General features: G+C 38.8%; 16 protein-coding genes, 4 tRNA genes and 1 pseudogene. 8 read left to right on the top strand and 13 right to left on the bottom strand.

Features of this window, described 5'->3' with window-relative positions; genetic code table 11:
• Positions 1-2 precede the first annotated feature (2 nt).
• Both ispE and AAX15_RS03620 read left to right on the top strand, forming a co-directional pair.
• The gene (gene ispE, locus AAX15_RS03625; protein ID WP_046939194.1) at positions 3-944 is read left to right on the top strand and encodes a 4-(cytidine 5'-diphospho)-2-C-methyl-D-erythritol kinase; all 942 of its coding nucleotides are present in this window, start codon (positions 3-5) and stop codon (positions 942-944) included.
• A gap of 1 nt (position 945) precedes the next feature.
• A complete protein-coding gene (locus AAX15_RS03620) occupies positions 946-1,893 on the top strand; it encodes a ribose-phosphate pyrophosphokinase (protein WP_046939176.1) in 948 nt (315 codons plus the stop codon).
• Positions 1,894-2,207: 314 nt separating this feature from the next.
• Here the strand turns inward: AAX15_RS03620 and AAX15_RS09600 are convergent.
• From AAX15_RS09600 to hmrM, 6 genes and pseudogenes are all read right to left on the bottom strand, one after another.
• Positions 2,208-2,365: pseudogene (locus AAX15_RS09600) on the bottom strand (glycosyltransferase N-terminal domain-containing protein); the annotation flags it as partial.
• 244 nt (positions 2,366-2,609) lie between these two features.
• Positions 2,610-5,297 carry an autotransporter outer membrane beta-barrel domain-containing protein gene (locus tag AAX15_RS03615; protein ID WP_046939175.1) on the bottom strand — a complete coding sequence of 896 codons (2,688 nt, stop codon included), beginning with the start codon at positions 5,295-5,297 and terminating at the stop codon, positions 2,610-2,612.
• A 257-nt stretch (positions 5,298-5,554) separates the two neighbouring features.
• A complete protein-coding gene (locus AAX15_RS03610) occupies positions 5,555-5,797 on the bottom strand; it encodes a hypothetical protein (protein WP_046939174.1) in 243 nt (80 codons plus the stop codon).
• A 512-nt stretch (positions 5,798-6,309) separates the two neighbouring features.
• Complete coding sequence (gene tyrS / locus AAX15_RS03605; protein ID WP_005668340.1) at positions 6,310-7,497, bottom strand: tyrosine--tRNA ligase; 1,188 nt, start codon at positions 7,495-7,497, stop codon at positions 6,310-6,312.
• A gap of 199 nt (positions 7,498-7,696) precedes the next feature.
• Positions 7,697-8,413 carry a DNA/RNA nuclease SfsA gene (gene sfsA, locus AAX15_RS03600; RefSeq protein ID WP_046939173.1) on the bottom strand — a complete coding sequence of 239 codons (717 nt, stop codon included), beginning with the start codon at positions 8,411-8,413 and terminating at the stop codon, positions 7,697-7,699.
• A gap of 8 nt (positions 8,414-8,421) precedes the next feature.
• On the bottom strand, positions 8,422-9,816 hold the full coding sequence (gene hmrM, locus AAX15_RS03595; RefSeq protein WP_046939172.1) for a sodium-coupled multidrug efflux MATE transporter HmrM: 1,395 nt from the start codon (positions 9,814-9,816) through the stop codon (positions 8,422-8,424).
• 42 nt (positions 9,817-9,858) lie between these two features.
• Here hmrM and ribE point away from each other — a divergent pair, with 42 nt between their 5' ends.
• A complete protein-coding gene (gene ribE / locus AAX15_RS03590; RefSeq protein WP_046939171.1) occupies positions 9,859-10,473 on the top strand; it encodes a riboflavin synthase in 615 nt (204 codons plus the stop codon).
• Positions 10,474-10,542: 69 nt separating this feature from the next.
• Here ribE and AAX15_RS03585 read toward each other — a convergent pair whose 3' ends face one another.
• The gene (locus AAX15_RS03585) at positions 10,543-11,139 is read right to left on the bottom strand and encodes a DedA family protein (RefSeq protein WP_046939170.1); all 597 of its coding nucleotides are present in this window, start codon (positions 11,137-11,139) and stop codon (positions 10,543-10,545) included.
• Between the two features lie 225 nt (positions 11,140-11,364).
• On the opposite strand from AAX15_RS03585, the gene rplY reads away from it, so the two are divergent.
• On the top strand, positions 11,365-11,652 hold the full coding sequence (rplY, locus tag AAX15_RS03580) for a 50S ribosomal protein L25 (protein WP_046939169.1): 288 nt from the start codon (positions 11,365-11,367) through the stop codon (positions 11,650-11,652).
• Between the two features lie 93 nt (positions 11,653-11,745).
• Here rplY and AAX15_RS03575 read toward each other — a convergent pair whose 3' ends face one another.
• From AAX15_RS03575 to AAX15_RS03555, 5 genes are all read right to left on the bottom strand, one after another.
• Positions 11,746-12,318 carry a DUF2726 domain-containing protein gene (locus AAX15_RS03575; RefSeq protein ID WP_046939168.1) on the bottom strand — a complete coding sequence of 191 codons (573 nt, stop codon included), beginning with the start codon at positions 12,316-12,318 and terminating at the stop codon, positions 11,746-11,748.
• A 152-nt stretch (positions 12,319-12,470) separates the two neighbouring features.
• Positions 12,471-12,545, bottom strand: a tRNA-Gln gene (locus AAX15_RS03570).
• 47 nt (positions 12,546-12,592) lie between these two features.
• Positions 12,593-12,667, bottom strand: a tRNA-Gln gene (locus tag AAX15_RS03565).
• 28 nt (positions 12,668-12,695) lie between these two features.
• Positions 12,696-12,780, bottom strand: a tRNA-Leu gene (locus AAX15_RS03560).
• A 5-nt stretch (positions 12,781-12,785) separates the two neighbouring features.
• Positions 12,786-12,862 (bottom strand) — tRNA-Met (locus tag AAX15_RS03555).
• Positions 12,863-13,226: 364 nt separating this feature from the next.
• On the opposite strand from AAX15_RS03555, the gene lysC reads away from it, so the two are divergent.
• Together lysC and purA are read left to right on the top strand one after the other, a co-directional pair.
• A complete protein-coding gene (gene lysC / locus AAX15_RS03550; RefSeq protein ID WP_046939167.1) occupies positions 13,227-14,579 on the top strand; it encodes a lysine-sensitive aspartokinase 3 in 1,353 nt (450 codons plus the stop codon).
• A 129-nt stretch (positions 14,580-14,708) separates the two neighbouring features.
• On the top strand, positions 14,709-16,007 hold the full coding sequence (gene purA / locus AAX15_RS03545) for an adenylosuccinate synthase (protein ID WP_046939166.1): 1,299 nt from the start codon (positions 14,709-14,711) through the stop codon (positions 16,005-16,007).
• Between the two features lie 57 nt (positions 16,008-16,064).
• Here purA and dapD read toward each other — a convergent pair whose 3' ends face one another.
• Positions 16,065-16,892 carry a 2,3,4,5-tetrahydropyridine-2,6-dicarboxylate N-succinyltransferase gene (dapD, locus tag AAX15_RS03540; RefSeq protein WP_005635801.1) on the bottom strand — a complete coding sequence of 276 codons (828 nt, stop codon included), beginning with the start codon at positions 16,890-16,892 and terminating at the stop codon, positions 16,065-16,067.
• A 355-nt stretch (positions 16,893-17,247) separates the two neighbouring features.
• Between dapD and purR the strand changes: the two genes are divergently transcribed.
• Together purR and AAX15_RS03530 are read left to right on the top strand one after the other, a co-directional pair.
• A complete protein-coding gene (gene purR / locus AAX15_RS03535) occupies positions 17,248-18,258 on the top strand; it encodes an HTH-type transcriptional repressor PurR (RefSeq protein WP_046939165.1) in 1,011 nt (336 codons plus the stop codon).
• A gap of 183 nt (positions 18,259-18,441) precedes the next feature.
• Positions 18,442-20,404: phosphoenolpyruvate carboxylase (locus AAX15_RS03530; protein ID WP_046939164.1), on the top strand; the 1,963-nt coding region annotated here is incomplete at its 3' end.

The raw sequence follows: 20,404 nt of genomic DNA, 5'->3' as shown, positions 1-20,404 counted from the left end.
TAATGAAATCACATCAATTTTCTACCGCACTTTGTCAAAATACAACACAATCAAATGGGAAACCATTGCGCTTCCCTAGCCCAGCCAAACTTAATTTATTTCTTTATATCAACGGAAAATTGCCAAACGGCTATCATGAATTACAAACACTTTTCCAATTTTTAGATTTCGGCGATTGGTTAGAAATGAGTATTCGTGAAGAAGACAATCAAATTGTTTTAACGCCAGAAATTCCAAATCTAAAAACGGAAGATAATCTAATTTATCGAGCAGCAAAACTTTTACAAGAAAAAGCCAATATTCAATTGGGTGCAAATATTCATTTAGACAAAATTCTTCCAATGGGTGGCGGTGTCGGTGGTGGTTCATCCAATGCAGCAACCGCATTGGTCGCTTTAAATTATTTATGGCAAGCCAATTTATCCATTGATGAACTGGCAAAATTAGGATTAACACTAGGCGCGGATGTACCAATATTTGTACATGGGCATGCTGCTTTTGCTGAAGGTGTCGGGGAAAAAATCACCTATTGTGAACCACCAGAAAAATGGTTTGTTGTATTGAAACCTGATGATTCAATATCGACGGCTGTGATATTTCAAGATCCAAATTTACCACGTAATACACCGAAAAAATCCCTTGAACAACTTTTGAGTGAATCTTATGTAAACGATTGCGAAAAAGTTGTGGTAAATCATTATTCAAACGTTGAAAAAGCGTTAAACTGGTTGCTACAATATGCGCCGGCAAGATTAACAGGAACGGGAGCATGTGTTTTTGCTGAATTTGATAATGAAGCAGAAGCGCAAGCGGTATTTAGACAAAAACCAGAAGCATTTTTTGGCTTTGTTGCGAAAGGACTCAATGTTTCTCCCTTGCACGCAATGTTGAAGCAGCTATCATCAACTTATACTCATCGACAATCTAAACCTGAGGTTTTATAAAATGCCTGACATTAAACTCTTCGCGGGTAATGCAACACCTGAACTTGCAAAACGTATTTCTGAACGTTTATATATTTCGCTAGGCGATGCGACGGTCGCACGTTTCAGCGATGGTGAAATCCAAGTTCAAATCAATGAAAATGTGCGTGGTGCGGATGTATTTATCATCCAATCAACTTGTGCGCCAACCAATGATAACTTGATGGAATTGATTGTGATGGTAGATGCATTACGTCGAGCATCTGCTGGTCGTATTACTGCCGTGATTCCTTATTTCGGCTATGCTCGCCAAGATCGTCGTGTTCGTTCGGCTCGTGTACCAATTACCGCTAAAGTTGTGGCAGATTTACTTTCAACTGTTGGTATCGACCGTGTCTTAACCTGCGACCTACACGCAGAACAAATCCAAGGTTTCTTTGATATTCCAGTAGACAACGTATTTGGTTCTCCAGTTTTAATTCACGATATTTTGAAAAAATCTGATCTTGAAAATCCAATTGTTGTATCTCCAGATATTGGTGGTGTTGTACGTGCTCGTGCGGTAGCTAAATTATTAAACGATACCGATATGGCTATTATTGACAAACGTCGCCCTCGTGCAAACGTAGCACAAGTAATGCATATTATCGGTGATGTTGCAGATCGTGATTGTATTTTGGTAGATGATATGATTGATACTGGCGGTACGCTTTGTAAAGCGGCTGAAGCATTAAAAGAACGTGGTGCAAAACGCGTTTTTGCTTATGCAACTCACGCCGTTTTCTCTGGTGCAGCAGCCAAAAACTTAGCCAGCGATGCCATTGATGAGATTGTTGTTACTGACACCATTCCACTATCAGAAGAAATGAAAGCTATCGGTAAAGTTCGCGTGCTTACACTTTCTTCCATGCTAGCTGAAGCCATTCGTCGTATTAGCAACGAAGAATCTATTTCTGCGATGTTTAACTAAATTAAAATTTCAATAAAAAATACCGCACTTTGAACTGCTCCCATAAAGTGGGTTGTTCATAAATTACTTCAAATATTGAGCTCTGTATAATGCAGAGCTCAAATTCTTTAAACTTGCTTTTATCTGCTTCTCGTTATACGTAATGCCTTCTCTAATTTAGAGATAATTAAAAATCAATGACTGTATTTTTCCCAGAAAACTTTCAATAGCTGAACTATCATAACAATTTCCCTGATGGCTCATACTTTAGATAAACCATGTACACTCCAGCCAGTATAAACATCCTTGATCTTGGATTATGTCTGATGATTATATGGGAAACGTTTAGTTTCAATCACGATCATTAATTTAGGTTGTACAAAATCAATAAAGCGAACAATTGCAGCAGGCAGATCGTAAGACAGATAAAAGTGCGATACGCTCTCGCCAAATGCCCTTTTACACCTGCCGAACCTGTTGGCGTCACAGTAGTACCATTTGATGTTAGCTTTAAAATTGGAATAAACTCCATAACATTCGCATAAACGTTTTCGATAATTGGGCGTTATTCTAGAATAAAATCGAAGAGGACAAAGAAAAGCCTAGGGGGAAGAAAAAGGAAAAGAAAAGGCTAAGCTCGCCAGAACTTAGCCCTTAATTTTACAAAGCGGTCAGAATTTTCTGACCGCTTGTTTTAACCTTGTCGTCCTCCATTTTGGAAAATATGCCGACGACAATTACCAAATATATTTCAAACCAACATATCCTTGATAAGCTTCCTTACCTCTGCCGCTAAACAAGGTGTTGGTTTTGCTTAATGCACGAGTGTAATTCAGATATGCCTGTGCCGATAACTGTTTACCCAATGGTAAAACGCCGCCGATGCTCACTTCACCAAAGGTTGGGGCATAATGCTCGGTAATACGGTCACGCCCTACCTCTAATTCGGTTTTTGCGCCCATAAAATCGTGCACCAAATTCAGTGAAGCAAAGAAGCTATTGGCGTTTTTGCCTTTTTCGGCATTAAAGCTCACACCTGCCCCAACACGTCCGCGTAATACGGTTTGATGGGTAGATTTTATATCACGAATGCCGTCATTAAATCCGCCCATTTTGGTCTCAAGCAAGGTGAGTTGTGCTTGTGGTACAAAATTCCATCTGCCATCTGCAGAAATCGCAATTTCTTTGCCCACTTCGGTATTTGCCATAAAGCTGAAGCCGTGATTTTTCGCTTTGTTGCCGTTTTGTGTGGTGTATTTCGCCCCAATCCAGCCCACATTTGCGGTGGTATCTAAATACAAGCCGTTATTGCCATACCAAGTGGAATATAAGCCTAGTGTTGTGGTTTCTAACTTGCCTTTACCCACCAATTTATCCGCCACAATATAGCCATTTTGGGCGTGGTATTTGTCGTAGAATTTGTTATCCGCACGGTTGAACGATGCCATCACACCGCCACGGCGAACGCCATTTTCATTGCTGTTCACGAATAAATCTGAGCCAATTTGCACAAATTTCGCTTTCGATTTATAAGCTAAACGATCTTTGCCCTGTTCTTGGGTATAGCCACCGCCCACACGTGCCCAAGTTTGCGGTGTTAACGGTGCTTGCAAGCTGCCCATTCGGGTTTGCAATTTACCGTTTTCTTGCAATAACGCCTCCCTAGCAATGCGTTGAGTTTGTACATAGCCAGCAATCTGTTCCGCATAAATCATCGGACCGTTATTAGCTGGCACCGCTGGTTGTGGTGCTGGCTGAACAGGTTGTGGTTGCGGCACTGGTTGCACTGGTTCTGGCTGTGGTGCTGGTTGCACAGGTTCTGGTTGCGGAGTAGGCTGCACAGGCTCAGGTTGCGGTGCAGGTTGTTCTAATGCTGTTAACGTCCAATAATACTTATTGCCATGTCGCACTAATTGGGCTTCGCCTGCGTTGGTAGTTGGGGCAGTGCCTTTAAATTTGCCCTTTTCTTCGCCTTTAATTTCCACCACAGGGGTTAATAAGCCACCGTTTTTCTCTACATCCGAACGGGTTACATCACCGAAAATGCTCTCGTTGCCTTGGTAGTAGGCTTTAACGATGCTGGTGCCTTCGTGATTGCCTTCAATAATCAGTTTATCGGTTTGTTGGATATCGGGGTTTTGCCAGAAGGTGTTAACGCGAAGTTCGCCAGTGTTTTCTCCATAACTATAACGTTCACGATAATCACCACTAATTGTTAAAGTATCACTTGGAAGATTATTTTTAGATAAATCAATGATGCCTCCATTTAAAATATCGTAATCAAGTCGAATATTTGAAGAGGTATTTTTAGGGGCAATATTTAACTCTGCATCTTCATCAATCTGAATATCACCAACTTTACCAGAATTACTTGTCATATTTCCGGTTAAATTTAAAATACCTCTCTCCCTAATTCTAATTTTTCCAAAATTACGAATTGCTTTATCTTCGTATGTGCCTACGCTTTCACTGCTTCCCGTTAATTCTTGGTGAAGTTGAATAACATTATTCTCCGCATTATCTAAAGCATCAGGGTTATTTTTATAAGAGCCCTCTAATACTTTTACTTTAGATATATCACTACCCGATAAATAAAGTTGATCATCACCTTTACCTAAGTAAATATTGCCTTCAATTTTACTACCTGGATTCAAAAAAAAACCATCTGAATGATCTGAACCAATAAATGCTGCCTTATATTCTGGAGCAGAAATCACACCGTAAATATCTAGATATGAGCTTACTCCAGTAGTGGAGTTGCGTTTAAGATTTTCAATCGCTTTACCAAATAAATCTTTACGATTAAAGGCAGAGAAATCAATAGCATCGCCGTTTTCGGAAGATATTGCACCGTAATTGGTTACCTTAATAAAGGCATAGAGCTTTTGATAAAGTTCCTTAATTTTTTCGGCTTTCTCTTCATCGGACAAGGCTAAAAATGCGGGGTCATGTCTATCATTTCTAAATTCATCCAACACTTTTATTGCTGTGCCATTTTCACCTGTGGCTTTAATGGAACTGTCTTCGTCTAATATAAGACGAAAACCATATATCGGAATAAGTTCGGCAGTATCACCCGTATAGATAACTGAACCAAAAGAACCCGTGAATCCAATTGTATCTAAATCTAATGCCAATGCTGTAGTATTTGGATTAACTGCTGTAATAGCTAATTTTTCAAAATGATAAGAAGTGTACATCTCTTCACCTTTTTTTGAATAAATTAATGTACCATCTGCATTTTTATGCAAATCGCCACTGATTTGATCATCGTCTACAGCGGTTGCCAGATGGGAAGTTGACAACGCTGCAATCGCTAAGGCGGTTTTCACCAAACCAGATTTGCCTCTGTTTTTCGCTAATTCTGATGTCACGACAGAATTTTTAGTGAGATAATTGTATCTAGTTTTAAAAATTTTGTTCATTTAGGTTGCCTGCGTAATGTTGGATTAATTTAATAAAGATATTTAAGTGTAAAAAAGCTGAAATTACGGTCGCTAAGACCATTCCTAATTTGTTAAAGAATTAGTCTAAGTGTGAGTAATTTCAGCTTCGTTAGATACAAAACGCAGGCTTAAATAGTTAGAAAAGGTGTCTAAATACAGGCTCAAGGATCGTTTTGCATTTTTGATAAAATTAAAATAATTGCAATATATGATTATTTACTCCTTAGGTTCTCTTGCTATATTGGGCATAAGCTGAAAACTTGATATAAATCTAGAATTTTCGCTGCACCAATAAAACCTATAAAACCGACTGCATATTTAATGACATAATAAAGAACTAGAGGGAATGATTTTCCTTTTCTGTGGTAGAAGAAGAAACCATTAAAGCCACATAGAACGAATGAACCATTTTCTTTAGAAAATGCAGTTTTTGATTTTTCTACTTTACGTGTAGAACGATTTTTTGCTTTTCTTTTCATAAGCGTTACTCCGTATCACTTTTGCCAATAAGTATCTACACGTATATTGTTTATTCATGAGAATATCCTCCTCTAAGTTAAAAATAAACTTCACAAGCTACAATATATTTTGTGGCTTACGACCAACTATTTCCTACCTCTAATGAATACATAAACTTTAGTATCCCAGATATAGGCACTTTGGAGAAAAAATTTCTTCTCCAAGGTGTTTTGTTCTCTCTGTAAAGAGAGAACAAGAGGGAGTATACTCCCTCGCGACCGTTTAAAATTTGCACTAAAGATGGGAGGTAAAGATAAGAAGTTAAAATATTGATATTTAATGAATTTTAAGATGCTCTGGGTAGTTTGTGTATTAACACTTTCTTCCATGCTGGCAGAAGCTATTCGTCGCATTAGCAACGAAGAATCTATTTCTGCGATGTTTAACTAAATTAAAACTTCGATAAAAAATACCGCACTTTTATTGCCAAAGTGCGGTATTTTTTTATTTACTTTATTTAGCTGTATCTACTTTATTCAACCGTTACACGCGCAAATTTTCGTTTACCCACTTGGTAAACATTTGTACCTTTCGGTGCATTGTCTTTTACGTTATCGACTTTTTCGCCGTTGATTTTCACGCCGCCTTGTTGAGCAGAGCGAATCGCTTCAGAAGTGGAAGGAACAAGACCTGCTTCTTTTAATAAAGTGGCTAAACCCATTTCGCCAGAGAACGTAAATTCAGGCATTTCATCAGGCATTGCGCCTTTTTGGAAGCGATTAATGAATTCTTGTTCTGCGGCGTTTGCTGCCTCTTCGTTGTGGAAACGGGCTATTAATTCTTTTGCTAATAAGATTTTTACATCACGTGGATTTTTGCCGTTTTCTACTTCCGATTTTAATTGTGCAATTTCGCTTAATGGACGGAATGAAAGAAGGTTATACCAATCCCACATGAGTTCATCAGAAATTGACATCACTTTACCGAACATATCGCTTGGTGCTTCTGTTACACCGATATAGTTACCAAGTGATTTGGACATTTTTTTCTCGCCGTCTAAGCCAACGAGTAATGGGAGTGTAATCGCAACCTGTGGTTTTTTGCCTGCTGATTTTTGTAATTCACGACCAACAAGTAAGTTGAATTTTTGGTCTGTACCGCCTAGTTCTACATCTGCATCTAATGCAACAGAATCGTAGCCTTGCAGTAATGGATAAATAAATTCATGGATGGCAATGGGTTGATTGTTGCCAAAGCGTTTTTTGAAGTCGTCACGTTCAAGCATACGCGCAACCGTGTAGTTGCTTGCAAGACGAATCATACCTTCTGTACCAAGTTTACTTAACCATTCAGAGTTGAAGACGATTTTGGTTTTTTGTGGATCGAGAATTTTATAAATTTGCTCTTTATAGGTTTCAGCATTACGCAATACGTCTTCACGGCTGAGTGGAGGACGCGTGGCGTTTTTGCCCGATGGATCCCCCACCATTCCAGTGAAATCACCAATTAAGAAATAGACTTCATGACCGAGTTGTTGAAATTGACGTAGTTTGTTTAATACAACGGTATGTCCTAAATGAATATCTGGTGCGGTTGGATCGGCGCCTAATTTTACTTTTAATGGGCGATTTTCTTTCAGTTTTTCGATTAAATCCGCTTCTGAAAGGATTTCATCAGTACCGCGCTTTAGTTCCGCGAGAACGGTATTAATGTCAGTCATTATTATTTCCTAATTATGTTTTTTGAAAGGTTTTATTATAGGGATTCTTGGCGATTTGTGAATAAAAAAAACGCCTATTTGTGGGGAAATAGGCGGGAATGTTGGAGTGATTATCTAATATTGTTGTTGGAATGGTTAGATGATAATTGTTATCAATAACCTTGTCAATAGGTAAATGAAAATAATTCTCAAAAAAATATTATTTTATATAAGGCACCGATTCTGTTAAGGAAAGTGCGGTAGGAATTCCATTAGAAATTTCAAATTGTCCCGCATAAGCATAGGCTTCAACACCTTGTTCCATTGCTTCTTTTAATAAGCGATCGTATTCGGGATCGATATATTCTGCGATCTTGAAACGATCAAAACCATTATGTAAGCCAGCAAATAATACTACTGCACGATGACCTTGTTTTTTCATTGCGAGTAATTCACGGACATGTTTTTGTCCACGCGTAGTCACTGCATCGGGGAACATACCTAAATTTCCTTTCACTAAGGTGATGGATTTCACTTCCACATAACAATCGGGTAAGCCTTCACCTTTCAGTAGGAAATCAATTCGGCTATTTTCTTCGCCGTATTTCACTTCTGGATAAATTTCGTTATACATTGCCAATTCTTTGATTTGCTTATTTTGTACTGCTTCAAAGACTAATTGATTAGAACGATGCGTATTGATACAGCAAAGCTGTCCATTTGCGAGTTGAGTAAGCTCCCAAGAATGAGGATATTTGCGGGTTTGACTATCGGAATGTGAATACCAAATTGTGTCGCCTTTTTCACCGCAGCCAGTCATTGCACCTGTATTGGCGCAATGAATTGTCATAACATCACCTGTTGGTAATTCAATATCCGCAAGAAAGCGTTTATAACGACGAATTAATGTCGCCGATTGTAAAGCTGGAAGTTGCATAAAGTTCCTTATTTGAGTTTTTCTAAACGTTGTAAAATGGCGTTATCGCTCATGGCTTGCATTTTTTTCATTCTCAAAGAAAGTAAGATCGCCGCGAAAGTGAGTGAGACCACAAAGGCAATCCAGAAACCTTTCGCATCAATGTGTGGCACAAGCCAATCTGTACGACCGAGCGTATAACCCAGTGGCACACCAATTACCCAATAAGAGAAAAGGGTAATATATAAAATGACTTTAGTATCTTTATAGCCCCGTAAAATGCCGCCAACCACCATTTGGACGGTATCTGAAAATTGATAAAGTGCGGCAAATAATAATAAATTTGCCGCCATGGCGATGACAATTTCATCAGTTACGAAAATAGAGGCAATTTCATAACGGAAGAAAATCGTAATTAATGAGGTAATGATTGTGATAGTCAGCCCTAATAATAATGCGGCATAGCTCATTTTTTTCGCATTTTGTGGAGAACCTGCCCCCAATGCTTGTCCGACTAAAATCGTTGTTGCCATACCAATTGACAGAGGGAACATAAAAATGAAAGAGCTGGTATTCAATGTAATTTGATGGCTCGCTACAATGGTTGAGCCTAGCGGAGAAAGCATTAACGAAGTGAGAGCAAATAACGCCACTTCACAACAAAGTGCAATCGCAATGGGCAAGCCTAAACGTAGTAGCTTTTTAAGCGTTTTGGGATTCGGTATTTCAATTAATTGGCTAAATACTTTTAGCGAACGTTCTTGAGCATTCGTGTAGGAATAGAACATCATCATTAAGCACATTGCCCAGTTCACAATAGCTGTCGCAATACCACAGCCCACCGCACCAAAAGCAGGCATACCAAATTTTCCATAAATAAAAATGTAATTAAGCGGAATATTCAGCAGTAAACCTAAAAAGGTAATAACCATTGCTGGCTTGGTTTTGGCAATCCCATCATTTAAACAACGAAAATTAATCAGCATCAAATAAGCAGGTAATCCCCACAACATAGCATGTAAATAATCGCGTGCTAAATCTGACATTTTGCTTTCCATTTGCATATATTGCAGCGGAATTTCACAGAAATAAATCAGCAAGCCTAAAGGAAGACTCACGCCTAACACAAGCCAAATGCCTTGGCGAACTTGATGAGCAATGCGATGGCGTTGGCCTGAACCGTTTAGGTAAGAAATTGTCGGAGGAAGCGCCAATAATAATCCTTGACCGAAAAGCACCAACGGCATCCAAATAGACGCGCCAACAGAAATTGCCGCCATATCGGTGGAACTCACTCGACCAGCCATAATGGTATCCGCTAATCCCATTGAGTTTTGTGCGATTTGAGCTAACAAAATGGGTAAAGAGATTTTAATTAATTTTTTAATATCAGCGTGATATTGGGATAAAAGACGAAAATTCATAAATTTGATATACTAAGAAAAATTTTTAGAAAAGGAGAAAATATGTTTACCGGAATTGTACAAGGCACTGCGCCTATTCATTCAATAACAGAAAAGGCTAATTTTAGAACACAAGTGGTAAAATTACCACCTGAAATGCGTAAAGACCTAGAAATTGGCGCATCGGTGGCAAATAACGGTGTATGTTTAACTGTGACTGAAATTAACGGCGATCTCGTTAGCTTTGATCTCATGCAAGAAACCTTAAGAATTACAAATCTTGGTTTGTTGAAAGTAGGCGATCATGTGAATATTGAACGAGCCATGCAAATGGGAACAGAAATTGGCGGGCATTTGTTATCTGGTCATGTGTATTGCACCGCAAGCATTTCAAATATTATCGCCAGTGAAAATAATCGACAAATTTGGTTTGAGCTGCCAAGCGCAGATGTAATGAAATATATTTTAACGAAAGGATTTGTTGCCGTAGATGGCATCAGTCTGACTATTGGCGAAGTAAAAGGCACGCAATTCTGCGTAAATTTAATTCCAGAAACTTTGCAACGAACCTTAATGGGACAACGTAAAGTGGGCGATATTGTGAATATAGAAATTGATCCACAGACCCAAGCCATTGTGGATACCGTGGAAAATTATCTAAAAGCGAGAAATTTATAGTCTATTGAAATAAAAGAGCGGCTAAAAAACACAGGATTTTTTAACCGCTCTTTTGTTTGATGACTTCGCTTATTTTTTCGATTTTTTCCATTTCCAGAACAGGAATAGGGCAAGTAAAGCGATAAGCACATAAATCACCATTTGACCTTTTTGGATTTGCGCATGTAACCAGTCTAAATTTTTTGCCCCAAGTTCGCCTAAATAAACCCAAATTGGCACAGAAATAATAGCAGCACAGAAATCAATCAAGACAAAACGTATGTAACTTACACGGCGAGTAATGCCAGAGACCATATAAATTGGGGCACGCAAGCCGGGTAAAAAACGTGCGACAAATAACACACGGTTGCCATATTGGCTGAATTTTTCACGCACCATTCTTAAACGTTGTAATGTCACGATTTTACGCATTGGGCGAAAACGTAAAATTTTTGTGCCATAAATACGACCAAGCCAATACATGGTGGAGTCGCCAGCAAGTACACCAATCATACTGACGAGCAACATTAAATGTGAATTAACGCTTTCTGGATAAAGCCCCGCAATCACACCACCAGAAACTAACGTGATATCTTCCGGAATCGGCACACCAAATCCACAAATAATTAAAACAAAAAGAACAGCCCAATAGCCGTACTCAGTAAAAAATCCAATTAGAAATTCCATAATCTTCCTACTTTATTTTTTAATGAATATCGTAAAAAATTGCTAAACATTCTAATCTTTTCAGGGTAAAAAACCTAGAAAAAGTTTGCTTTGAAAAGAGGGATATTCTATAATTCGCCGTCTCAAAGCATCGCTCTGTGCTTGTCTTTGAGAGCAATATTTGGAAAATTGCTGGGTCGCCTGCAATTTTCTTTCTTTTAACATTAATTTAAAGAGAACATTAAAATGGCATTTAAATTTAACGCTGAAGTTCGTACAGCGCAAGGTAAGGGTGCGAGCCGCCGCCTGCGTCACAATGGTCAAATCCCTGCAATCGTTTATGGTGGCAGCGAAGAGCCAGTTTCAATCATCTTAAACCACGATGAATTAAACAACGCGCAAGCACATGAATCTTTCTATTCTGAAGTGATCACTTTAGTGATCGATGGTAAAGAAGTTGCAGTTAAAGTACAAGCGATGCAACGTCACCCATTCAAACCAAAATTGGTTCACATTGACTTCAAACGCGCATAATTCACAAGTTTGAACAAAGTAAAAAAGCTAAGATATCAGTCTTAGCTTTTTTGTTCTGAGTATTTTAATTATTTCTCAATAAATACCTAAACTTTAATTTTTTATCAAATAACGTTTTAAGTTTTCACCAACAAATTCTAATTCTGCTTTTCCATAGTTTGGCTGAAATTCTAAAAAAATCACCCCAGCCTTTCGACAAGCCTCCCGTTTTACTGCATCACGCTTCGCCGCATTATCCTGATAATGTCCCTGCCCTTGATATTCAATTACTATTACGGCATAACCTTTCTTATCTACAATCAAAAAATCTACTCGTTTACTATTTATCGCAAAATGGGCCTCTTTATCTATTGATTCTAAAAACTCTCCCATTGAAACCTGAGTAAATAAACGGAACTCTTGATAACCTTTAGATAACAATTTTTCTAAACGAAGAAAAAGTTGATATTCACTCTTATTCATCAAGGCTTTTCTTTTATACTTACTCAATATAACGACATCAAGATAATCATTTTTATTCACAATATTAATTTTGTTTTCTGTCGAAAGATAAAGACGACTCTTCTTCACATTACGACGAGTTGATCTCGATTTAGATGAAAATAAGCCAATTAGAAATAAAATAACAAAAATGAAAATAATGATATATTGTAAAGAAAATTCCATATTGCTCTCCTAAATGAACAGGAAAACAAGATAGCATTAATAGAATATTACTTTATATTACAAATAAACGTATTTGAGATCTGGATCGCAAAAACAATCTTAGATAAGGCAAAAAACTAGCTTTTGTTAGAACTATGAGAATTTAAAAAATATGGCTGGGGTACTAGGATTCGAACCTAGGGATGCCGAGATCAAAACCCGGTGCCTTACCGCTTGGCGATACCCCAACAGAGAAATCTTTGATTAGATATAAAGAAGATTTTATTTGATAGTATGGCTGGGGTACTAGGATTCGAACCTAGGGATGCCGAGATCAAAACCCGGTGCCTTACCGCTTGGCGATACCCCAACTACTATTTGACTTACAAAGCGATAAATGGTGCGGGACGAGGGACTTGAACCCACACACCTCTCGGCGCCAGAACCTAAATCTGGTGCGTCTACCAATTTCGCCAGTCCCGCAAATTTGGTGGCTACAGCGAGATTCGAACTTGCGACCCCAACATTATGAGTGTTGTGCTCTAACCAACTGAGCTATGTAGCCATTACCTTAATTTGCCTAACCATATCGGCTTTGCGGGGCGTATTATGCTGATTTTGGTGATACTCGTCAAATACTTTTTTTAAAATATTTGGATTTTCCCTTTCATTTGATTATTAATAAAACACATCAATTATTTTTTACGCATTTATAGTCTGAATTCCCAACGAGATTATTAGTTTTACGCTTTAATTTTTCTCTCTTGTCATACATCAGATTTATGACAAATATCATGGCTAGATATAGTTACGTTTAAAAAATAAACACTCTTTAAATTTTAAACAAAAATATATTTGACAATAAAAAGCTAACTCGTTATTTGTATAGCTAATTATATAAAAAACACACAACATCAATGGAGTATCTTATGTCCCATCTCTCAGTCGCCAAATTTGGCGGAACATCTGTAGCAAACCATGCAGCAATGACTGCTTGTGCAAAAATTGTGATTGCTGATCCCAATACGCGCGTAGTCGTGCTTTCTGCATCAGCTGGTGTGACGAATTTATTAGTCGCGTTAGCAAATGGTGTAGAAACGACAGAACGTAAAAAATTAATTGGTGAAATCCGTCAAATTCAAGAGAATATTTTGGATGAATTAAAAGACGACAGCCGTGTCCGTCCAATTATTGAAAAATATCTGGAAAATATTACCGCACTTTCTGAAGCAGCTAGTCTTGCAACCTCTCCCGCATTAACCGATGAACTCATCAGCCACGGTGAAATGATGTCAACTCAAATCTTTATTGAGATTTTACGTGAACAAAACGCATCGGGTACTTGGGTTGATGTACGTACAATTGTTGCAACCAATAACCATTTTGGTAAAGCCGCACCGAATGATGAACAAACTCAATCAAACAGCGATAGCATTTTAAAACCATTAATAGACCGTGGCGAATTAGTCATTACTCAGGGTTTTATTGGACGTGAACCAAGCGGTAAAACAACCACATTAGGCCGTGGCGGTAGCGACTACTCTGCTGCTTTGTTAGCCGAAGTATTAAATGCAAAAGATGTTTTAATTTGGACTGATGTCGCGGGTATTTACACAACCGATCCACGCATTGTTCCAACAGCCCAACGCATTGACACAATGAGCTTTGCTGAAGCAGCTGAAATGGCAACCTTTGGCGCAAAAGTGCTACACCCAGCCACATTACTCCCTGCGGTACGCAGCAATATCCCTGTTTATGTGGGCTCAAGTAAAGCTCCAGAAGCAGGCGGAACTTGGGTTACTCGCGATCCTCAGCCTCGTCCAACTTTCCGTGCTATCGCACTACGCCGAGATCAAACTTTACTCACTCTTTCAAGCTTAAGTATGCTGCATGCGCAAGGCTTCTTAGCGAATGTATTTAACATTTTGGCTAAACACAAAATTTCAGTAGATACTATCACCACATCAGAAGTGAGCGTTGCATTGACATTAGATAAAACTGGCTCTGCATCTTCAGGGGCGGAATTACTTTCAGCTGAATTATTAGATGAACTCCGTCAATATTGTTCAGTAAAAGTCGATACTGGATTGTCATTAGTTGCATTAATCGGTAACGACTTACATATCGCTTCTGGTGTCGCAAAACGTATTTTTGATACGCTTCAATCTTACAACGTGCGCATGATTAGTTATGGCGCAAGCACCAACAATATTTGTATGCTCGTGCAAAGTGAACATGCTGACGAAGTCGTTCGTTCATTACACAAATCTTTATTTGAATAAAGTAGAAAGCCTAAAGTGCGGTGAAAAATCACCGCACTTTTTCTTTTATATCATTGAGATTAAAGCCGAAAAAGAGTAAAGTAAACCGATGTTCATTTGACTAATTTAACCGAATAAAAGGCGGAAATTATGGGAAAAAGTGTTGTTATCTTAGGCGCTCAATGGGGCGATGAAGGTAAAGGGAAAATCGTCGATCTTCTGACGGATCGCGTAAAATATGTAGTTCGTTACCAAGGCGGTCACAACGCAGGGCACACACTTATCATCAATGGAGAAAAAACCGTATTACGTTTAATTCCATCTGGTATGTTACATCCAAATGTAACTTGCTTAATTGGTAATGGCGTTGTGGTTTCACCTGAAGCATTAATGAAAGAAATGGGCGAACTTGAAAGCCGTGGTATTAAAGTTCGTGAACGTTTGTTAATTTCTGAAGCTTGCCCTTTAATCTTGCCTTATCATGTGGCTATGGATCACGCTCGTGAAGCAGCACTCGGCAAAAACGCTATCGGCACAACGGGTCGTGGTATTGGCCCAGCTTATGAAGATAAAGTGGCTCGTCGTGGTTTACGCGTAGGCGATTTATTTGATAAAGAAGCCTTTGCCGAAAAACTCAAAAACATCCTTGAATACTATAATTTCCAATTGGTGAACTACTACAAAGTTGAACCTGTCGATTATCAAAAAACCTTAGATGATGTAATGGCAATTGCCGATGTAATCACTGGTATGGTGGCAGACATCACTACAATTCTTGATACAGCACGCAAAAATGGTGAGCACATTTTATTTGAAGGTGCGCAAGGTACCATGTTGGATATCGACCACGGTACTTATCCGTATGTAACCAGCTCAAACACAACAGCTGGTGGTGTTGCAACAGGTTCTGGTTTTGGCCCGCGTAACTTAGACTATGTACTTGGTATCATCAAAGCTTACTGTACTCGTGTAGGTGGAGGTCCATTCACAACTGAATTATTTGATGATGTGGGTGCTGAAATTGCGAGAAAAGGTAACGAATTTGGCGCAGTAACAGGCCGTCCACGTCGTTGTGGTTGGTTCGATGCCGTCGCCATTCGTCGTGCAATCCAACTTAACTCTATTTCTGGCTTCTGCATGACCAAACTGGACGTATTAGATGGTTTTGATGAAGTAAAAATCTGTGTTGCATACAAAATGCGAAATGGTGAAATCGTTGAATATGCACCATTAGCAGCGAAAGATTGGGAAGGGGTAGAACCAATTTATGAAACATTACCGGGTTGGAAAGAAAATACTTTCCGCGTCACAGATGTAAATAAATTGCCACAAAACTGCATTAACTATATTAAACGTATTGAAGAAGTAACTGGCGTACCAATTGATATTCTTTCAACAGGTCCTGATCGTGTAGAAACCATGATTTTACGTGATCCGCTCGCAGCTTAATTTCTTTTGATTTTCAGACCGCACTTTAAAAGTGCGGTCTTTTTTATGATTTTTTTACTATTCTTCAATAGAACGTAATAATTCGTTGATGCCGACTTTACCTAAAGTTTTTGCATCCACTTTTTTCACGATTACGGCGCAATATAGGCTGTATTTTCCACATTTTGACGGAAGGCTACCAGATACCACTACAGAACCTGCTGGTACACGGCCGTAGTGAATTTCACCGGTTTCACGATCATAAATTTTGGTTGATTGACCGATGAATACGCCCATTGAAATAACACAGCCATCTTCTACAATAACGCCTTCTACCACTTCTGAACGTGCACCGATAAAGCAGTTATCGCCGATAATAGTTGGGTTAGCTTGTAATGGTTCTAATACGCCGCCGATGCCTACACCACCAGATAAGTGAACGTTTTTACCAATTTGTGCACATGAACCTACCGTTGCCCAAGTATCTACCATGGTGCCTTCGCCAACGTAAGCACCAATATTTACATAAGATGGCATTAATACGCAGTTTTTAGAAATGTATGCACCTTTACGCACCGTTGCAGAAGGCACAACACGGAAACCTTCTTGAGCAAAACGTTCTTCGGTGTAATCCGCAAATTTTAATGCTACTTTGTCGTAATATTTTGTTTCTGCACCGTCAATGATTTGGTTGTCATTAATACGGAATGAAAGTAAAACCGCTTTTTTTAACCATTGATGTGTTACCCATTCGCCATCAATTTTTTCTGCAACACGGTATTTACCAGAATCTAATCCTTCGATCACTTCTTCAATCGCTGCACGCGTTTCTGCATCAACGGTTTTCGGTGTAATTTCTGCACGTTTCTCAAATGCAGCTTCAATAATTGCTTGTAAGTTTGACATTGTATTTCCTATGTTTTGTGTGAATAAGATGGAATCTGTTTTATCATATTTTCGCTTGCTGCGCAAAAACGCCTAAAAAAATCACCGCACTTTGTATTAAAACAAACTGCGGTGATCCTAAAACATAATTGATTAAAAAATTGAAAGCGCTAAACCACAAACGACTGACATACTCAATACAACTGCAATCATTGCATAACCAAAATCACTCATGTTTTTCTCCTCACTAAAAATGAGGCCACATTGTAACAAGATTGTTTTAAGAAAATCATCTCTTTTACAAAAAAATTTCAATAAAAGTAACGAAATTTTTTACAAACCTTTATAATAGGCAAAATTTTTTGGGGATCGAAATATGGCAACAATTAAAGATGTCGCAAAAATGGCTGGCGTGTCCACCACAACCGTATCTCATGTTATTAATAAAACCCGCTTTGTTGCAAAAGATACGGAAGAAGCGGTGTTATTAGCGATTAAGCAACTTAACTATTCACCCAGTGCCGTGGCGCGCAGTTTAAAAGTCAATACCACAAAATCCATTGGGATGATTGTGACGACCAGTGAAGCGCCGTATTTTGCCGAAATCATTCATTCTGTTGAAGAACATTGCTATCGACAAGGTTATTCTTTGTTCTTATGTAATACACAAAATGAACCAGAAAAAGTCAAAAACCATTTAGAAATGTTAGCGAAAAAACGGGTAGATGGTTTGCTGGTGATGTGTTCTGAATATACTCAAGATTCATTGGATTTGCTTTCGTCATTTTCCAGTATTCCAATGGTTGTAATGGATTGGGGCCCAAATGCTAATACCGATGTGATTGATGATCATAGTTTTGATGGCGGATATTTAGCAACCAAACACCTCATTGAGTGCGGTCATAAAAAAATCGGGATTATCTGCGGTGAACTCAATAAAACCACTGCAAAAACTCGTTATGAAGGCTTTTTAAAAGCGATGGCAGATGCGAATCTTGAAGTGCATAAACCTTGGATTTTCGAAGGTGCATTTGAGCCTGAAGACGGTTATGAATGTATGAATCGTTTACTGGCTCAAGAGGAATTACCAACCGCCCTATTCTGTTGTAACGATGTGATGGCGTTAGGTGCAATTTCTGCACTAACAGAAAAAGGGTTACACGTGCCAGATGATATGTCAATTATCGGCTATGATGATATCCATGCTTCACGTTTCTATGCGCCACCATTAACCACCATTCACCAATCGAAGCTGCGATTAGGCAGACAGGCGGTGAATATTTTATTAGAACGAATCAGTCAAAAAGATCAAGGCGTTCAGCAATATAGCCGTATTGACATTGGCCCCGAACTTATTATTCGAAAATCTGTTAAATCAATTTTATAAAACTTATTAAAAATAAACCGCACTTTTTAAATAATCTATAAAAAGTGCGGTTCTTTTTTATCTATTTTTTAGCTTTTCTTGATTATCTTCAATGTTTCTATGAATAGCATTTGCCCAATCTTCCGTTTTTAGCTATATCTATCGCCAACTTACGAATTTTATTTTTTACTTTTAGGAGTTCCTATGACACAAGAGTACCGCACTCTACGCAATAACATTAGTATGTTAGGGCGTTTTCTCGGAGAAACCATCAACGATGCCCAAGGTGCCGATATTCTCGAATTAATCGAAAATATTCGTAAACTTTCTCGTAATTCTCGTGCTGGTGATGATAAAGCAAGACAAGAATTGCTCGACACGCTCGGTAGTATTTCTAATGAAAATATTATTCCTGTCGCGCGTGCTTTCAGCCAATTTTTAAACCTCACTAACATAGCTGAACAATATCAAACAATTTCGCGTGAACATTCTCTTGCACAAAGTTCTTCTCAATCCTTAAGCGAACTTTTCAAACGCTTAAAAGAACAAAAGGCCTCAGTGGAAGAGGTGCATAAAACCGTTGAAAAATTATTAATTGAGCTTGTTCTGACCGCACATCCAACAGAAACAACCCGTCGCTCACTCATTCATAAACATATTGAAATCAATAAATGTTTAAGCAAATTAGAGCATCATGATTTAACGGAAAAAGAACGCAATATTATTGAGCGTCTATTACTTCGCTTAATCGCTGAAGCATGGCATACCAACGAAATTCGTACTGTTCGCCCAACACCATTCGATGAAGCCAAATGGGGCTTTGCGATGTTGGAAAACAGCTTATGGCAAGCTGTGCCAGAATTTTTACGCCAACTCAACGAAACTGCCCGTGAATTTTTAGGTTACAATTTGCCAGTAGGATTAAAACCCGTACACATTTCCTCTTGGATGGGCGGCGACCGTGATGGAAACCCATTTGTCACCGCACAAATCACCAGAAAAGTACTTTATTTTGCCCGTTGGAAAGCGGCGGATTTATTCTTACAAGACATTAGCAAATTAGCCGATGAACTTTCAATGGTGAAATGTAGCGATGAATTTCGTGCTAAATACGGCGAGCATTTAGAACCCTATCGCTTTGTGGTGAAAAATTTACGCAATCAGCTTACGGCAACATTAGCTTATTTTGATGATCGCCTATCAGATCGCACACCTCGCGTATCCGAAAGCGAGATTATTTTAGAAGATAATCAACTTTGGGAGCCGCTTTATGATTGTTATCAATCTTTAATTCAATGCGGTATGCGCATTATTGCAAATGGTTCATTGTTGAATATTTTGCACCGTATTAGTTGTTTTGGCGTGACACTTTCTCAAATGGATATTCGCCAAGAAAGCACACGTCATACCGATGCCATTGCTGAAATCACGCGCTATATTGGTTTAGGCGATTACTCTCAATGGACAGAAGACGATAAACAGGCTTTCTTAATTCGTGAATTAAGCTCACGTCGTCCATTGATTCCGCAAAACTGGACACCATCGCCTGAAACCAAAGAAATTTTAGATACTTGTAAAGTCATTGCTCAACAAAAACAAGGTGTCATTGCGTGTTATGTTATTTCAATGGCGCGCAGTGCCTCTGATGTTTTAGCCGTTCATTTACTCTTAAAAGAAGCTGGCGTGCCATATCATATTCCTGTTGTGCCGCTATTTGAAACCTTAGACGATTTAGATGCAGCCGAAAAAGTGATGACTCAACTTTTCAATGTGGGTTGGTATCGTGGCGTTATCAATAATCGTCAAATGGTGATGATTGGCTATTCAGATTCGGCAAAAGATGCGGGAATGATGGCGGCCTCTTGGGCGCAATACCGTGCACAAGAAGCCTTAGTGAATTTAACGGAAAAACTTGGCATTGAACTCACTTTATTCCACGGACGTGGTGGCACGATTGGTCGAGGCGGTGCGCCAGCACATGCGGCATTACTTTCTCAACCGCCTCGTTCACTAAAAAATGGTTTACGTGTGACAGAACAAGGCGAAATGATTCGCTTTAAACTGGGTTTACCGGCTGTAGCGGTAGAAACCTTTGATCTCTATGCTAGCGCTATTTTAGAAGCAAATCTTTTACCGCCACCAGAACCGAAACCAGAATGGCGCATGA

The organism is Haemophilus haemolyticus, from assembly GCF_001008275.1.
Lineage (GTDB): Bacteria > Pseudomonadota > Gammaproteobacteria > Enterobacterales > Pasteurellaceae > Haemophilus > Haemophilus haemolyticus_P.
The sequence above is the reverse complement of the archived record's forward strand: the minus strand, read 5'-3'. Positions and strand labels throughout refer to the sequence as shown.

Coding starts and splice junctions, on each gene's coding strand:
- lysC (WP_046939167.1), top strand. CDS start 13,227: ATGTCCCATCTCTCAGTCGCCAAATTTGGCGGAACATCTGTAGCAAAC.
- purR (WP_046939165.1), top strand. CDS start 17,248: ATGGCAACAATTAAAGATGTCGCAAAAATGGCTGGCGTGTCCACCACA.
- AAX15_RS03575 (WP_046939168.1), bottom strand. CDS start 12,318: ATGGAATTTTCTTTACAATATATCATTATTTTCATTTTTGTTATTTTA.
- sfsA (WP_046939173.1), bottom strand. CDS start 8,413: ATGCAACTTCCAGCTTTACAATCGGCGACATTAATTCGTCGTTATAAA.
- AAX15_RS03610 (WP_046939174.1), bottom strand. CDS start 5,797: ATGAAAAGAAAAGCAAAAAATCGTTCTACACGTAAAGTAGAAAAATCA.
- rplY (WP_046939169.1), top strand. CDS start 11,365: ATGGCATTTAAATTTAACGCTGAAGTTCGTACAGCGCAAGGTAAGGGT.
- ispE (WP_046939194.1), top strand. CDS start 3: ATGAAATCACATCAATTTTCTACCGCACTTTGTCAAAATACAACACAA.
- AAX15_RS03585 (WP_046939170.1), bottom strand. CDS start 11,139: ATGGAATTTCTAATTGGATTTTTTACTGAGTACGGCTATTGGGCTGTT.
- tyrS (WP_005668340.1), bottom strand. CDS start 7,497: ATGACTGACATTAATACCGTTCTCGCGGAACTAAAGCGCGGTACTGAT.
- ribE (WP_046939171.1), top strand. CDS start 9,859: ATGTTTACCGGAATTGTACAAGGCACTGCGCCTATTCATTCAATAACA.
- hmrM (WP_046939172.1), bottom strand. CDS start 9,816: ATGAATTTTCGTCTTTTATCCCAATATCACGCTGATATTAAAAAATTA.
- dapD (WP_005635801.1), bottom strand. CDS start 16,892: ATGTCAAACTTACAAGCAATTATTGAAGCTGCATTTGAGAAACGTGCA.
- AAX15_RS03620 (WP_046939176.1), top strand. CDS start 946: ATGCCTGACATTAAACTCTTCGCGGGTAATGCAACACCTGAACTTGCA.
- purA (WP_046939166.1), top strand. CDS start 14,709: ATGGGAAAAAGTGTTGTTATCTTAGGCGCTCAATGGGGCGATGAAGGT.
- AAX15_RS03615 (WP_046939175.1), bottom strand. CDS start 5,297: ATGAACAAAATTTTTAAAACTAGATACAATTATCTCACTAAAAATTCT.